Here is a 14665-nt window from a genome sequence, read left to right on the forward strand (position 1 = left end):
CGGCCTCGCACCCTAGGCAATGGCGATGCGCGCCAACAGGAGTGCGCCCACGGTCACGTCGAAGACGGCGCGGCCGTCCTCATGCGTGAAGGGTATCTCCACAGGCGCCGAGTCTCCCGGCTGCGTGATCGTGACCCCGCCCGGCGTCTTCCCGCCGCAGGGGATGGCGGCCCTGAAGCTGGCGCTCTGCCCATTGAACCCGCCAGTATCGAGGCCGTCGATGTTGGCGAAGAGCACGTCCAGCCGGTCCTCCGTGGGCTGTCGCAGGTCAATGACGACGGCGGGCGGAGCATCGGTCACAATGGTGCGGCGGCTCACAGCGATGAGCTCCGTCAGCGCGGTGGTGACCGCCGCGTCGGTGGCCTGGTAGTACTTCTGCCCCACCTGCTCCGTCACGAGCACCACTGCACCGCGGCCGTACGACGTGCGCGACCAGTCGGCGGCCGCGCTGATGCCAAACGCCTGCAGCAGCGCCGGCTGCGCCCGCAGTGCGCCGTTCTCGTCGAAAACGCCGGCATCGGTGCTACCGGTGACCAGCAACGTGCCGCCAGCCTCGACGTAGCTCTTCAGCGCGCTGATCTCCCCATCCGCCAGTGCCGCCGGCCGCGGCGCCACCACCACCGGGTAGGGCGCGAGCCGCGCCGCCGACACGTGCGGGGTGGTGACGACGTCGTACGGAGCGTGTGCGTGGATGAGGGCTTTACAGATGCCGCGGTACTCCGCGAGATAGGGCAAGGTCGTGGCGGAGTCGGAGGGCGCGGTCGCCCACCAGAGCTCATCAGCCGGGTTGGTGCTGGTGTAGAGTCCCACGCCGGCGTTCTTGTCGATAAAGTCGCGGCTCACGCTGGAGAAGATCACCGCCGCAGGGTTGGCGCTCTCGCCGGCCCAGATGTCGTTGTTATCCTTGAGCCAGCCAAATATCTTGCCGCGCCAGGCGTCACCCACTGTCTGGTTGAGGAGCGGGATCTGGGTCTCGTACGGCCGGACGCCACCGGCGATGGCGATGGCCATGACCCGCTCGGCGTCGTCCGCCTGCTTGCCGTAGGAGATAACCCAGCTCGGGTTCTTGCCCGCGCAGCCGCGGCCGTGGCGCATCATGATCGCCATCGAGATCCAATCGTCGGCGGGCGCCTCGCGCATGCCGGTCTCGTCGCTGGCGCAGTCCACTTCCCACACGCGGAGCACATCGCCGTCGTCGCGGCTGGCGCCGTCGAGGCCCTGCACCGTGCCGGCGCTGTAGTCCATGGTGACGGTCTCGATGATGAGCTGGAAGTCGGGCCGTACGGTGCGCGCGCCGGCGAGCACCGCCTGCTCGAACTCGTGGATGACGCCGTGGCGCCACGCCACCCAGCGGCGAAACACCGCGTTATCCCAATCCACGCCGGTGGGCTGCGCGAGCCCGGTGTCGGCGAGGAACTTGGCGGCGCAGGTCGCGTTGGTGCACGGCCACAGACCGACGATGTCCGAAAGCAGCGGGACGTCGCCCCACACGCCGTCGAGCGCGGTCTGCGCCAGCCGCTTCACCCGGTTGATGAAGTATTCGCGGTAAGCGGTGGTGGGGCAGAGCCAGGCACTCTCGGTCCCCGCCGGCACCCAGAACACGCGGCCTTCGCCCCCGACGAACTGGTTGGCATTCCCGTCGATGCCGCGCTGTACCCAGTCCGGGTGATCCTTCCACATGGTGTGTTGCTTGGTCGGCGCGTCCTCGGTGAGCGCCTCCAGCATCGGGTAATAGGCGACCACTTTCATGCCGCGCTGGTGGCATTTCTTCGCTACCTCGTCGATGTAGACCGCGTTTTCCTCAAAAGCCGCGTCGGTCATGTAGAAGGAGAGGTCCGAATCGATCACCACCACGCTCACGTGCGCGGCCGCCAGCACATCAAGGCGCGCGTCGACGGCCGGGTCGTCCGCATAGGTCTCGAAGCCCGCGACGCGCGCGTCGGAGATCCAGCCCAGCTCCGCGGCCGGCGATTCTGTCCCCGCTACCGGGGTCTCGCCGCCACCCTGCAGCGGGTCCTTAGCTCCCTCGCCGGCTGGCTTGCTTTCACACCCGGCGCCAACGACGGCAAAGCCCAGCGCGACTGACATGAATATACGCCTGGTCACCTTCCGGCCACTCCTGGTTGCCATACCCTGAGCCTAACGTCGGAGTCAAGCATCACCCACGAGTGTGGCCCCGCGGGAACAGGCGGGCCCAGCTCACAGGAGTCCGCCCGGGCCGCGGGCATCTTGCCGGCGGCCCGGGCGGACCCTTTCTATGGCACTAAGGTGGAGGCTGACTCCAGACGTGCTGAGACCGGGAGCCAGCCCCCTGGCATGTGCTCCCCGAGACGAAGACTTTTCAAGCCTTCCCCCCAACAAGGTTTGAAGAACACCGCCAATCCACATGATCTGTCAATGTGGGACCTGAGGCAATGGCAAACCGCCGTGCAGTTGCGGTGTAAAGCTGTGGTACATGGTCCGCTGCGGCCCGGAACTGCCGCCGAGGTACTGCCCGTGGTCCACGAACCCGGCGTTTTGATATGCGGCCAGCCCTGCGGGGTTGCGCTCGTTGACGGAAAGCACGACGCCGGCCTCACCGCCTTCCTGCCCCGCCGTCAGTTTCGCAGCCGCCACCACGGCCGCTGCCGCCGCGAGCCGGCCAAGGCCCCTTCCCTGGTGCCGCCTGTCGATGAGGAAGCCCCTCAGGAGCCACGCGGAATGGTCGTCAGGCCAGCCTGCAAGCCGGGCAGCCCCTGCCTGCAGGGTCAGCACCCCGACCGCATCCCCGTTGGCTTCTATGACATAGGGCCGCCGGGACTGCTCCGCGAGGCCGGCCAGCGCCATTCTCAGCGGGTCGCCCACGAAGTCGAGCTGCCCCGGTGCCAGTTCCAGGAGGGCCACCGCCCCCAGTTGGATGGCGCACGCGTCCGGTCCAAGGTCGTCAAGGGGAATCAGCCAGACGGACCGGGCTTCTCCGTTCAGTTGGCTGACGTTTCGGTGTCCCCCGTTGGCGTGCTGTCCGCCGGCGGCCCCGCAGGGTCCATCCACATGACCTCCCAGAGGTGCCCGTCGGGATCCTGGAAACTGTGGTTGTACATAAAGCCGTAGTCCTGCACTTCCTGCGAAGGCGTGCCGCCGGCGGCGATGGCCTTGCGCACGGTTTCGTCCACGGCTTCCTTACTGTCGACGGAAAACGCCATGATGGCCTCGGTGGAACCGGTGGCATCGGTTACATCCTTGGAGGTGAAGGTCTTGAAGAAGCCTTCCACGAGGAGCATGACAAAGGCGTCGTCATTGATGATCATGCAGGTGGCATTTTCATCGGTGTAGTCCGGGTTGAAGGAGAAGCCAAGTGCGGTGAAAAAGTCGACCGACCTCTTCAAATCCTTCACGGGCAGGTTCACGTAAATTTGCTTAGCCATGGGCCCCAACGTAGCACCGGCCGCCCGGGGTGTCAGCATTGCAGCTTCAGCCGGATCCTGCACCAGTCGGCATTGCCCGGATCGGCTAGTGGCCGTAGAAGACCTTCTCGAAAACACCGCGGGCACGCCTGCTCAGGCGGAGGTAATCCTCCTCGAGGGTGCCGGCCTGGCCGGGTTCGTAGCCGCACCAGCGGGCCACTGCCTCGAGGTCGCGCCGGGAAGAAGGCAGGAGGTCTGATGCCCTGCCACTCCAGATGACATTGGCCGACCTTATCCTGCTGGCAAGGCGCCAGGCGGAAGCCAGCAGTTGGGCATCGCTTGTCGCCAGGAGGCCCAGGGCCGCGGCCGCGTCGAGGGCCTCAATGGTGGAAGTGGTCCGCAGCTCCGGATGTTTGCCCGCGTGTTGGAGCTGGATCAGCTGGACCAGCCATTCGACGTCGCTGAGGCCGCCGCGGCCCAGTTTCAGGTGCCGGGCGGGATCAGCACCGCGCGGCAGCCGCTCCGACTCGACCCTGGCCTTGACGCGGCGGACTTCCCGGACGTCCTGTTCCGAAATCGATTCCGGGTACCGGATGGGGTTGATCAGCTCCAGGAAGTCCTTGGCGAGCCCGTCATCACCTGCCATCGGCCGGGCCCGCAGCAACGCCTGGGCTTCCCAGATCAGGGACCACCGGCGGTAGTACTCGGCGAAGGAGTCCAGCGAGCGGACCATGGCGCCGTTTTTCCCCTCGGGCCGCAGGTCCGCGTCAACCTGGAGGACGCGCTCGGCCATGATGGCGGGCTTCAGCGGCTGGGTGAGCAGGCTGGAAACCTTGGAGACAATCCGTGCTGCCTGTTCCTGGGCCTCCTCTTCCGTGTAGCCCGGCAACGCCCGGTGCACGTACATCACGTCCGCGTCTGAACCGTAACCGATCTCGCGCCCGCCCTGCCGGCCCATGGCTACCACAAGCACCGCAGTCTTGAGGGGTCCCTTCGCCGAGACAATCCCTTCGGCCACCCGCAGGGCCCCGAGCACTGCCGCCCGGTCCGTGTCCGCCAGGGCGGATCCCACCTGGTCCTGGCCCAGCAGTCCGGCGGAGTCGGCGATGGCGATCCTGAGGATCTCCCGGCGCCGGATCAGCCGGATGAGCCGCATGGCGTTCTCGGGGTCCGCATGCCGTGACATCTTGGAAGTGATTTCCTGCCACTGGGCTTCGAAGCTTAACGGTGCCAGGTCCCTGTCATGCCCCAGCCACGCCACCGATTCGGGCGACACTTCGAGCAGGTCGGCGATCAGCCGCGAGTTGGACAGGACGTGGCACAGCCGCTCCGCCGCCGCCGTGGAGTCGCGCAGCATGCCGAGGTACCAGTGGGTAGTGCCCAGGGTCTCGCTGACGCGGCGGAAGGCGAGGAGGCCGGCGTCGGGATCCACCCCTTCAGCGAGCCAGTCCAGCAGTATGGGCAGCAACTGCCGCTGCAGCGCAGCCCGCCTGCTGACCCCGGCTGTGAGCGCCTCGATATGGCGCATGGCCCCCTTCGGGTCGCCATAGCCAAGGGCTGCAAGCCGGCCTTGGGCGGCTTCGGGCGTGAGCCTGGCATCTTCGCTGCTGAGCTTGGCCGCGGTGTTGAGCAGCGGCCGGTAGAAGATGCGTTCATGCAGTTCGCGGACCGAGCGTTTGGTTTTTTGCCAGGCTGACAGCAGGGCGTCAGGGTGCGGCCGTTCGTTGGAGAACGGGCCCAGCACGGCCTTGGCCAGCGCACGAAGCGCCGCCTCGTTGACCGGCATAAGGTGGGTCCGCCGGAGCTGGAAAAGCTGGATCCGGTGCTCAAGGAGCCGCAGGTACCGGTAGGCATGGTCGAAGCCGGCGGCGTCCGACCGCCCGATGTATCCTCCGGCCGAGAGTGCCGCGATGGCGGACGTGGTGTCCCGGCACCGGAGTGACTCGTCGGACTTGCCATGGACCAGCTGAAGCAGCTGGACCGTGAACTCCACATCGCGCAGGCCGCCACGTCCGAGTTTGATCTGCCGTTGTTCCTCGGCGGCGGGAATGTGTTCGGTGACCCGGCGGCGCATGGCCTGCACTGATTCCACGAACCCGTCCCGTCCGGCCGAGTTCCAGATCAGCGGGGCGACTGCCTCCTCATAGCGCCGGCCCAGTTCCACGTCGCCGGCGATGGTGCGCGCCTTCAGGAGCGCCTGGAACTCCCAGCTTTCGGCCCAGCGGGCGTAATAGCTTTCGTGCGACGGCAGGGTCCGCACCAAAGGCCCGGACTTGCCTTCCGGCCGCAGGTTCGCATCCACTTCCCACAAGCCCGGCTCCCGGGCAATCGACGAAATGGCCCGGGAGATTCCGCTGGCCAGGGCTGTGCCGATCGTATTGGCCCGCGCGTCGTCGAGTTCGGCGCTGTCGATCACATAGATGACGTCGACGTCGGAGATGTAGTTGAGCTCGCGGGCGCCGCATTTGCCCATTCCGATGACGGCCAGGCCGACGTCCGCGACGTCGGCGGCGCCGAACTGCCCGGCTGCCTCGGCGCGGGATACGGCCAAGGCGGCCTCGACGGCGGCGCCGGCAAGGTCGGCCAGCTCAGCCCCGACGGCGGGCATGAAGTCGAGCGGGTCCGCGGCGCACAGGTCCTTGACGGCAAGATCCACCACCCCTCGGCGGTAGGCGGTGCGGAGGGAAGCGTAGGCTTCGGCTCCGGTCAGTCCCGCAACGGGCCGGGCAGACCTGGGATCTGCCCGGACGGATCTCAGCAGTGCCGCCCGGAGCTGGTCAGGATCGGCCTGTAGGGGTTCCGGACTTGCCCTGACGTCAAACGCATCGAGGTGTTCCGGGTGCCGAATGAGGAATTCGCCCAGGGCTTCGGAGGCACCAAGGACCCGGTACAGCGGCTCGCTGGTTTCCGGATCGGCGGCGGCCAGCTCCCGGAGGGCGGGATGTTTCTCGATCAGGCGGACCAGGGACTGCAGGGCCGTGTCGGGGTTCGCCGCCATCTGCAGGCCGGCAAACAGCTTGTCCTGGTCCAGGCCGTGCAGCTCACGGGCAGCGAGGAACCGCTCGCCCTTCTCCAGGTCGCTGAAGCCGGCCGAGATAAGGCGGCGCGCAAGGCTCACCGCGCCAGCCTAGAGGATGCCGAGGTTGCGCTGTAGCTCGTAGGGCGTCACCTGCAGCCGGTAGTCCTGCCATTCCGCACGCTTGTTGCGCAGGAAGTGTTCAAAAACCTGTTCGCCGAGGATCTGCGGCATCAGCTCGGATTCCTCCATGGACCGGATGGCGTCGTGGAGGCTGGCGGGCAAAGGATCGTGTCCCATGGCGCGGCGCTCCGCGGAGCTCAACGACCAGACGTCGTCCTCAGCCGCGGCCGGCAGGTCGTAGCCTTCTTCGATTCCCTTCAGTCCGGCACCCAGCAGGACCGCGTACGCCAGGTAGGGGTTCGCCGCCGAGTCGATGCCCCGGTATTCGATGCGGGCGGACTGGCCCTTTCCGGGCTTGTAGAGCGGCACCCTGACCAGGGCCGAACGGTTGTTGTGGCCCCAGCTGAGGTAACTGGGGGCTTCCCCGCCGCCCCAGAGCCGTTTGTAGGAGTTGACGAACTGGTTGGTGACCGCCGTGAACTCGGGGGCGTGCTTGAGGATGCCGGCGATGAACTGACGCGCCGTCTTGGACAGCTGGAATTCTGCGCCCGCTTCATAGAACGCGTTGGTGTCGCCCTCGAACAGCGAGAAGTGGGTGTGCATGCCTGAGCCCGGGTGTGTCGTGAAGGGCTTGGGCATGAATGTGGCGTAGGTGCCCTGTTGGAGGGCAACTTCCTTGATCACCGTGCGGAACGTCATGATGTTGTCCGCTGTCTGCAGCGCGTCAGCGTAGCGGAGGTCGATTTCGTTCTGGCCAGGACCGGCCTCGTGGTGGCTGAACTCCACGGAGATGCCGACGGATTCAAGCATGGTCACCGCCGTGCGGCGGAAGTCCTGGGCCACGCCGCCCGGGACGTGGTCGAAGTAGCCGCCCTCGTCGACGGGTACCGGCGAGCCATCCGGGCCGGGTTCCTGGGACTTGAGGAGGTAGAACTCGATTTCCGGGTGCGTGTAGCAGGTGAAGCCCATGTCGGCGGCCTTGGCCAGCGTGCGCTTAAGGACGTTGCGGGGGTCTGCGGCGGACGGCTCGCCGTCCGGTGTCAGGATGTCGCAGAACATCCTGGACGTCTGTTCGGTCTCCCCGCGCCAGGGAAGGATCTGGAACGTGGAGGGGTCCGGCTGGGCGAGCATGTCGGACTCGAACACACGGGCAAGGCCCTCGATGGCGGACCCGTCGAAGCCAAGGCCTTCCTCGAAGGCACCCTCTACTTCAGCGGGAGCAAGTGCCACCGATTTGAGTGAACCCACGACGTCGGTGAACCACAGGCGTACGAACCGTACGTCGCGCTCTTCGATAGTGCGCAGGACAAACTCTTGCTGGCGGTCCATGATGGCCTCTTCTCCGGTCAACGTCCATGCCCCGGGTCCGCAGTTCAGGAAGCCGGCAGCAGTTCACAAACACTTTACTAAGCAATTGATGCCGATGCGGGAGCCTGCACCCCGCGTAACACAGCGTTAACACAGCAGGAGGGGCAGCGACGCCGGGCACATCCACTGCAGGCGGTCCCGCGGGCCGGCCCACTATGACACGAATCACCCGCGCGGCGCCGACGGCCGGTAGCTAGGACGGCGGGTACCGCACTACGCTCTTGCCATGGCCTCAAGCAATAGCTCTGACTCACGCGCGTCCGCTGAAGTACCCGCACCGTACGGACACGGCCCTGCACCAGCGACGGCGCCGTCGTCGGAAGCCGCTCCCAAGCCTGCCGCCAAGGTCCGCATCCACCACCTCCAGCAGGCGAAACGGGACGGAACCCGGTTCGCGATGCTGACCGCCTACGAACAGTACACCGCGGAGATTTTTGACCAGGCCGGCATTGAAGTGCTGCTGGTGGGTGACTCCGCGTCCAACAACGTGTTCGGCAATGAGACCAGCCTGCCCGTCACCGTGGACGAACTCCTTCCCCTTTGCCGTGCAGTGGCGAGGTCCGCCAAGCGGGCCATGGTGGTGGCAGACCTCCCCTTCGGCAGTTACGAGGTTTCGCCCCAGCAGGCTGTGGCCACCGGCGTCCGCTTCCTCAAGGAAGGGCTTGCCCAGGCAGTCAAAATCGAGGGTGGCGCGTTCTACGCCGAGACGGTGCGCGCCATGGTCCAGGCCGGAATCCCTGTGATGGCCCACATTGGCTTTACGCCGCAGAGCGAACATGCCCTGGGCGGCTACCGCGTGCAGGGCCGCGGGGATGACGCCCGGCGGCTGATTGACGACGCCGTGGCGCTGGCTGAAGCGGGCGCGTTCAGCATCCTGATGGAAATGGTTCCCGCCGGTACAGCCGCCGCCGTCGACGCTGCGGTCAGCGTCCCCACAGTTGGCATCGGCGCAGGCAAGGAGACAACGGGCCAGGTACTCGTCTGGCAGGACATGGCCGGCCTCCGTGGCGGAAAAATGGCGAAGTTCGTCAAGCAGTACGCGGACCTGCGCAGCACCCTCAGCGACGCAGCAAAGGCCTACGGGGACGATGTCCGCTCAGGCCAGTTCCCCGGTCCGGAGCACTCCTTTTAGCTTCCTGTCCACGTCGCGTTCTGGCCGCCCACGGCGCAGTTCGCGGGCCCGCAGGCACCGGCCTCAGTCGTCGTCGTCGCCCTTTTCCCAGGCCTCATTCCGGGCCCGGACCTTTTCCAGCGCGTGTTCCGCCTCGTCGCGCGTCTTATAGGGGCCAATGAGTTGGCTCCAGTCGGAGAGCGCATCCTCTTCCACCTCGTGGGTGTTGACGTTGTACCAGTACTCAGTCATTGCGATTCCTCTTTCCGACGGCAAGGTTCCGGCTGCGGTGCCGCGACGTGATCCACGTAACGTAATCGCGTACGCGGCTCCGATCCGGACTCCGGTTACTTGGCGTTCTGCGGTGCCTTATATGATCAATCTATGCCTTCCCTAGCCTCGACTGCACCCACCGGCACCCTCACCCCGGGAACCGTCAGCCCGCAGCGTCCTGTACCGGCGTCCATCCCGCGCCCTGAGTACGTTGGGAAACCCGGTCCGGCAAAGTTCACCGGCTCAGAGGTCAAGTCCGCTGAGACAGTGGAGAAGATCCGGATTGCGGCCAGGATCGCCGCCCAGGCCATCGTTGAGGTTGGCAAGCACATCAGGCCGGGAGTCACTACCGACCAACTGGACAAGGTGGGACATGATTTCCTCCTGGACCACAAGGCCTACCCGTCCACACTGGGCTACCGTGGTTTCCCGAAATCCCTGTGCTCTTCACTCAATGAAGTCATCTGCCATGGCATCCCGGACAGCACGGTTGTCCAGGACGGCGACATCATCAACATCGACATCACGGCGTTTATTAACGGAGTGCATGGCGACACAAACTACACCTTCCTGGTGGGAGACGTGGACGAGGAGTCGCGCCTCCTCGTCGAACGTACGCAGGAATCCCTGAACCGTGCCATCAAGGCTGTGGCCCCCGGCCGTGAGATCAATGTGATCGGCCGCGCCATCCAGTCATATGCCAAGCGCTTCGGCTACGGTGTGGTGCGGGACTTCACCGGCCACGGCGTTGGTGAGGCGTTCCACACTGGCCTGATCATCCCGCACTATGACGCCGCCCCCGCCTACAGCACCGTGATCGAGGCCGGCATGGTCTTCACCATCGAACCCATGCTGACCCTCGGCACCGCGGAATGGGACATGTGGGCGGATGACTGGACCGTGGTCACCCGCGACCGCAAACGGACAGCCCAGTTCGAACACACGCTCCTGGTGACCGAGTCCGGAGCCGAAATCCTCACCCTGCCCTGAGCCACCCCAGTTTTAGGTCAGCTCCCAGGCCGACCTCCCCTGCCCGCCCACTGCCACGAACGGAACCACATTGGCCAAGAAGGACGAAAAGTCGCACAAGAACGCCCCGCTGATCGGCATCGACATCGGCGGCACGGGAATCAAGGGCGGCATTGTCGACCTGAAGAAGGGCAAGCTCCTCGGTGAGCGGTTCCGCGTGCCCACGCCGCAGCCCGCCACCCCTGAGGCCGTGGCTGAAGTCGTGGCGCAGGTGGTGACCGAGCTCTCCGCACGGCCCGACGCGCCCGTTGCCGGCTCCCCCGTGGGCGTCACTTTCCCGGGCATCATCCAGCACGGCGTGGTCCACTCCGCTGCCAATGTGGACAAGAGCTGGCTCAACACAGACATTGACGCGCTGCTCACCGCCCGGCTTGGCCGTCCCGTGGAGGTCATCAACGACGCCGACGCCGCCGGCCTGGCCGAAGCACGGTATGGCGCGGGCAAGGGCGTGGACGGAACCGTCCTGGTGATCACCTTGGGCACCGGGATTGGCTCAGCCTTCATTTTCGACGGCCGCCTCGTCCCCAACGCAGAACTGGGGCACCTGGAGATCGACGGCTTTGACGCCGAAAGCAAAGCTTCCGCGGTGGCCCGCGAGCGTGACGGCCTGAGCTGGGAAGAATACAGCGTGCTGCTCCAGCGCTACTTCTCCCACGTTGAGTTCCTCTTCTCGCCCGAACTGTTCATTGTGGGCGGCGGCATCTCCAAGCGGGCCGACGAGTACCTTCCGCACATGAAGCTCCGCACCCCGATCGTTCCGGCCGAGTTGAAGAACGAGGCCGGAATCGTGGGCGCCGCCATCGAGATCGCCCTGAAGCACAAGCTCTCGAAGTAACTTTGGACTGACTGCCGGGGATGCACCCGGCGTCGCGATTGTCACCGGCGCAAGCCGCGGAATCGGTGCCCCGCGCGGCACGGGCGCGGCACGCCGTCGTCGTCTGGGACTGCTCGACACCGCCACAGGGCTCGGACCGCTCACGGCAGCCCTGGATACGGTCAAGTGAGTGGCGGCCGGGCAGTCTCGTGACGCGGGCTACATCATCGGCCCGGTGCTGCCGGTCGCAGGTGGAAGGTAGCCGGCAACGGAACCGGGCGATATACGGGCAGCGGTGCCGGTGGTGACTGCGGCTTCCCCTCCGCTGCCACCACCGGAATCTAGAGTGAGCTCTTCTCGGAGCTCGGTGCGCCCTTGGCTGTTTCCGCCGCGGCGGCTTTGGCGTCCTGCTCCGACTCGTGGCGGAGCAGGGAGATGGCCGTTTCAAAGTCCTCAAGGGATTCGAAGGCCTGGTACACGCTGGCGAACCGAAGGTAGGCCACCTTGTCCAGCTTCTGCAGTGGACCCAGGATAACCAGCCCTACTTCATGGGCATCGATTTCGGCAGCCCCCGAGGCCCGGATCTGCTCCTCGACCTCCTGCGCCAGAAGGGCAAGATCGTCCTCGCTGACCGGCCTGCCCTGGCACGCCTTACGGACGCCGTTGATGACCTTGCTGCGGCTGAAGGGCTCGCCGACGCCCGAACGTTTGATGACCGAAAGGCTGGTGGTTTCGACGGTAGTGAACCTGCGGCCGCATTCGGGGCACTGCCTGCGCCGCCTGATTGCAGAGCCATCGTCCGCCATGCGGCTGTCCACCACGCGCGAATCCGGATTGCGGCAGAACGGACAGTACATGGTGTCCCTCTCTCGCTCTGTCGGCAGCTGGCCTGCGGGCCGATGTCCAGCTACCAGTCTACGACTACATGTTGCGTAATAACAAGCCTGTAATTACTACATGTAGTGCTTTCCCCACACGTCCCAGAGGCGTTACGCCGGGCTGCCGAAGCGGACGGTCACGGCGTCCCCGTGGGCCGGAAGGTCTTCCGCGCCGGCCAGGCTGACGATGTGCCCACTGACCTCGTGCAGGGCCTCCCTGGTGTAGTTGATCACCTGGATTGCGCGCAGGAACGTGGTCACGTTCAGCCCGGAGGAGAAAGCCGCGGTTCCGCTGGTGGGCAGGACGTGGTTGGAACCGGCGCAGTAGTCCCCCAGGCTCACGGGGCTGTAGTCGCCCACAAAGATGGCGCCGGCGTTCCGAATGCGCGCTGCCACACCAGCCGCGTCCGCTGTCATGATTTCGAGGTGTTCGGCCGCGTAGGCGTCGCAGGCCGCGACGCCCTGTTCAAGGTCATCCACCAGCACCACGCCGGACTGGGGGCCGGAAAGCGCCTCCCGGACCCGCTCGGAATGCCTGGTCGCTGCGGCCTGGCTGTTGAGCTCCGTCCGCACTGCGGCAGCGAGTGCCTCCGAATCAGTGATAAGGACCGAGGCTGCCCTGGGATCGTGCTCGGCCTGGCTGATGAGATCCGCCGCCACCAAAGCCGGCCGGGCCGTGGAGTCCGCCAGGATGGCAATTTCGGTGGTGCCGGCCTCCGAGTCGATGCCAACGACGCCTTTAACCAGCCGCTTCGCGGTGGCCACGAAGATGTTGCCAGGTCCTGTGACAACGTCCACCGGCTCCAACGCGGCCCCCGCCGCGGTTGCGTCCACGCCATAGGCAAACGCAGCGATGGCCTGCGCACCGCCGATCGCGTAGACCTCTTCGATGCCCAGCAAGGCTGCAGCGGCCAGGATGGTCGGGTGGGGAAGGCCACCGAAGTCCTTTTGTGGAGGCGATGCCAGCGCGATCGAGGCCACTCCCGCTGCAAGGGCGGGGACAACGTTCATGATGACCGACGACGGGTACACGGCCAGGCCGCCCGGGACGTAGAGCCCCACCCTGGCAACCGGAACCCAGTTCTGGCTCACGACCGCACCGTCGCCGAGTTCGACGTCGATATTCCGCGGGCGCTGGCTGTCAGCGAACCGCCGTGCCCGGCTGATGGACTCCTCGAGTGCCTTCCGCACGGCCGGGTCCAGTTCCGCCAGTGCGCGCGCCAAGGCCTCGGCCGGCACGCGCGGGTGGTCCTGGTCCACGCCGTCGAACCGCTGCGCAAAATCGGCTAGCGCAGCGTAACCGCGCCGGCGGACGTCAGCGATGATATCCAGGACCTTCTGTTCGGCGTCTGCCACCGTCTGCTCCTGGGCACGCGGAACGGCTGCGCGCAGTCCGGCCAGTGTCAGGCCCTTGCCGCGGAGGTCGACGGTGCGGAAGCTGACGGGTGGGGCAGAAGGGGTGGCAGGAAACTCAGGAGAATTGGTCACCGGTCCATTTTACGCGCCGGGAGCGCCACCTCCGGCGACGGACCCGGCGGTTCCTTCGGGTCCGTGCTTCAGGAGCGTCAGGAGGCTGAAAGCAAAGGTGCCGATGGCGGTGGCCGCCGGCCAGAGCAGCAGTACTGGCAGCGACCGCAGCGAGAAGGCAACACTGGCATTGAGGGAAGTATCAGCCGGCGCTCCCCACAGTTGCGACGCGAACATGCCCACCTGCCAGGCAACGACGGCTCCGGCCAGGCTGCCGGTCAGGGCAAGCAGCAGGTCCTCCTGCCGGGGGCGCCTGGATTTGTCAGTGACGAACACGGCCAGCAGGCATCCGGCCAAAACGAACAGGCCGGCCAGCGTCAGGTCCCTGGGCAGCCATACGTCCGGATTGGTTCCCTCCCCCAGTGCGGGGTCCCTGGTAATGAGGTTCAAACCACCCGGTGCAAGCAGCCACCAAAGCAGGCCAACGGGGATCCCACCGGCCGTTGCGGCGGCGAACCAGGCCCATGGAAGCCGTTCAGTGCGCCGCCGAATGCGTTGTGTCATGAAACAAACCTTAACAAATGTTCAAGCCCCTCAACCGGGGGACGTGGGGGTAAACAGTTTCACTGCGGTGGTGCCTGACCCATACTCTTATAAGAGAGTCAAGTCCCGTGCAGGAAATTTATGGAGTTTTTCATTGTGAGCGAAGACCGCGTGCCATTCGAACGTACGTTCAGGGAAATGTTCCGCCGTCATGCGGCCGGCGTGGCCATCATCACCGTCAATTACCAGGGCCAGCCATATGGGTTCACGGCAACGTCGGTCGCGTCGCTTTCCGCCCAGCCGCCGCGGTTTACGTTTAACATGGCCCGGAGTTCCAGCTCCTGGCCCGCCGTAGCAAACACTACCCACATCGGCGTGCACATGCTGGGGCTCGAAAACCAGGAACTTGCAGACCGCTTCGCCCGCACCAAGGACCGGTTCGGCGGCGACCACTGGGAGCTGGGCCCGCACGATGTCCCCGTCCTCAAGGACGTGGCCGGGTGGCTGATCGGGAAGATCCAGATGAGGCTCTCCTTCGAAAACAACGCCGTTGTGGTGGTCGAGGTCGTTGACGGCCAGGTGGGCGGGGACGGGTCGCCGCTGCTGTACCACTCCGGCGGCTACAGCCAGCCTGTCCCCCTGGACTACGAAATCTAGCTG

The 14665-nt window shown here is 65.9% G+C and carries 13 protein-coding genes; 4 read left to right on the forward strand and 9 right to left on the reverse strand.

The genetic code is table 11. The features are described 5' to 3' along the window. Positions 1-12: 12 nt before the first annotated feature. The 5 genes from AU175_RS03060 to glnA form a co-directional block, all read right to left on the reverse strand. Positions 13-2088: an alpha-amylase family protein gene (locus AU175_RS03060; protein WP_066285738.1), complete on the reverse strand. Its 2076-nt coding sequence runs from the start codon at positions 2086-2088 to the stop codon at positions 13-15. Positions 2089-2394: 306 nt separating this feature from the next. After that, positions 2395-2964, reverse strand: coding sequence for a GNAT family N-acetyltransferase (locus AU175_RS03065; RefSeq protein ID WP_066290452.1), 570 nt, complete (start codon positions 2962-2964; stop codon positions 2395-2397). Beyond that, positions 2961-3404 (reverse strand): VOC family protein, encoded by a 444-nt coding sequence (locus tag AU175_RS03070; protein WP_066290450.1) that lies wholly within the window; start codon positions 3402-3404, stop codon positions 2961-2963. Before AU175_RS03070 ends, AU175_RS03065 begins: the two co-directional genes overlap by 4 nt. Before the next feature lie 85 nt (positions 3405-3489). Continuing rightward, a complete protein-coding gene (locus AU175_RS03075; protein WP_066285740.1) occupies positions 3490-6501 on the reverse strand; it encodes a bifunctional [glutamine synthetase] adenylyltransferase/[glutamine synthetase]-adenylyl-L-tyrosine phosphorylase in 3012 nt (1003 codons plus the stop codon). A 9-nt stretch (positions 6502-6510) separates the two neighbouring features. Then, complete coding sequence (gene glnA / locus AU175_RS03080) at positions 6511-7851, reverse strand: type I glutamate--ammonia ligase (RefSeq protein WP_066285743.1); 1341 nt, start codon at positions 7849-7851, stop codon at positions 6511-6513. A 265-nt stretch (positions 7852-8116) separates the two neighbouring features. On the opposite strand from glnA, the gene panB reads away from it, so the two are divergent. After that, the gene (gene panB / locus AU175_RS03085) at positions 8117-9022 is read left to right on the forward strand and encodes a 3-methyl-2-oxobutanoate hydroxymethyltransferase (protein WP_066285744.1); all 906 of its coding nucleotides are present in this window, start codon (positions 8117-8119) and stop codon (positions 9020-9022) included. 63 nt (positions 9023-9085) lie between these two features. Here panB and AU175_RS21610 read toward each other — a convergent pair whose 3' ends face one another. After that, positions 9086-9253, reverse strand: coding sequence for an SPOR domain-containing protein (locus AU175_RS21610; RefSeq protein WP_156642166.1), 168 nt, complete (start codon positions 9251-9253; stop codon positions 9086-9088). Positions 9254-9385: 132 nt separating this feature from the next. Here AU175_RS21610 and map point away from each other — a divergent pair, with 132 nt between their 5' ends. Both map and ppgK read left to right on the forward strand, forming a co-directional pair. Further along, complete coding sequence (gene map, locus AU175_RS03090) at positions 9386-10264, forward strand: type I methionyl aminopeptidase (RefSeq protein ID WP_066285746.1); 879 nt, start codon at positions 9386-9388, stop codon at positions 10262-10264. A 70-nt stretch (positions 10265-10334) separates the two neighbouring features. Then, on the forward strand, positions 10335-11138 hold the full coding sequence (gene ppgK / locus AU175_RS03095) for a polyphosphate--glucose phosphotransferase (protein WP_066285748.1): 804 nt from the start codon (positions 10335-10337) through the stop codon (positions 11136-11138). Positions 11139-11458: 320 nt separating this feature from the next. Here the strand turns inward: ppgK and nrdR are convergent, their stop codons facing one another. The 3 genes from nrdR to AU175_RS03110 form a co-directional block, all read right to left on the reverse strand. After that, on the reverse strand, positions 11459-11974 hold the full coding sequence (nrdR, locus tag AU175_RS03100; protein ID WP_082978994.1) for a transcriptional regulator NrdR: 516 nt from the start codon (positions 11972-11974) through the stop codon (positions 11459-11461). A gap of 132 nt (positions 11975-12106) precedes the next feature. Beyond that, positions 12107-13483, reverse strand: a complete 1377-nt coding sequence (hisD, locus tag AU175_RS03105) for a histidinol dehydrogenase (protein ID WP_066285750.1) — start codon at positions 13481-13483, stop codon at positions 12107-12109. 9 nt (positions 13484-13492) lie between these two features. Next, positions 13493-14026, reverse strand: a complete 534-nt coding sequence (locus AU175_RS03110) for a hypothetical protein (RefSeq protein ID WP_066285751.1) — start codon at positions 14024-14026, stop codon at positions 13493-13495. A gap of 120 nt (positions 14027-14146) precedes the next feature. On the opposite strand from AU175_RS03110, the gene AU175_RS03115 reads away from it, so the two are divergent. After that, positions 14147-14662, forward strand: a complete 516-nt coding sequence (locus AU175_RS03115; protein WP_156642168.1) for a flavin reductase family protein — start codon at positions 14147-14149, stop codon at positions 14660-14662. Positions 14663-14665: the final 3 nt, after the last annotated feature.

The sequence above is a fragment of the Arthrobacter sp. B6 genome, from assembly GCF_001663775.1.
Lineage (GTDB): Bacteria > Actinomycetota > Actinomycetes > Actinomycetales > Micrococcaceae > Arthrobacter.

What these genes read in the sequence shown, in the direction of transcription:
- nrdR (WP_082978994.1), bottom strand. Translation starts at nt 11,974, where the DNA reads ATGTACTGTCCGTTCTGCCGCAATCCGGATTCGCGCGTGGTGGACAGC.
- panB (WP_066285744.1), top strand. Translation starts at nt 8,117, where the DNA reads ATGGCCTCAAGCAATAGCTCTGACTCACGCGCGTCCGCTGAAGTACCC.
- map (WP_066285746.1), top strand. Translation starts at nt 9,386, where the DNA reads ATGCCTTCCCTAGCCTCGACTGCACCCACCGGCACCCTCACCCCGGGA.
- AU175_RS03110 (WP_066285751.1), bottom strand. Translation starts at nt 14,026, where the DNA reads ATGACACAACGCATTCGGCGGCGCACTGAACGGCTTCCATGGGCCTGG.
- AU175_RS03115 (WP_156642168.1), top strand. Translation starts at nt 14,147, where the DNA reads ATGGAGTTTTTCATTGTGAGCGAAGACCGCGTGCCATTCGAACGTACG.
- AU175_RS03070 (WP_066290450.1), bottom strand. Translation starts at nt 3,404, where the DNA reads ATGGCTAAGCAAATTTACGTGAACCTGCCCGTGAAGGATTTGAAGAGG.
- AU175_RS21610 (WP_156642166.1), bottom strand. Translation starts at nt 9,253, where the DNA reads ATGACTGAGTACTGGTACAACGTCAACACCCACGAGGTGGAAGAGGAT.
- glnA (WP_066285743.1), bottom strand. Translation starts at nt 7,851, where the DNA reads ATGGACCGCCAGCAAGAGTTTGTCCTGCGCACTATCGAAGAGCGCGAC.
- AU175_RS03060 (WP_066285738.1), bottom strand. Translation starts at nt 2,088, where the DNA reads ATGTCAGTCGCGCTGGGCTTTGCCGTCGTTGGCGCCGGGTGTGAAAGC.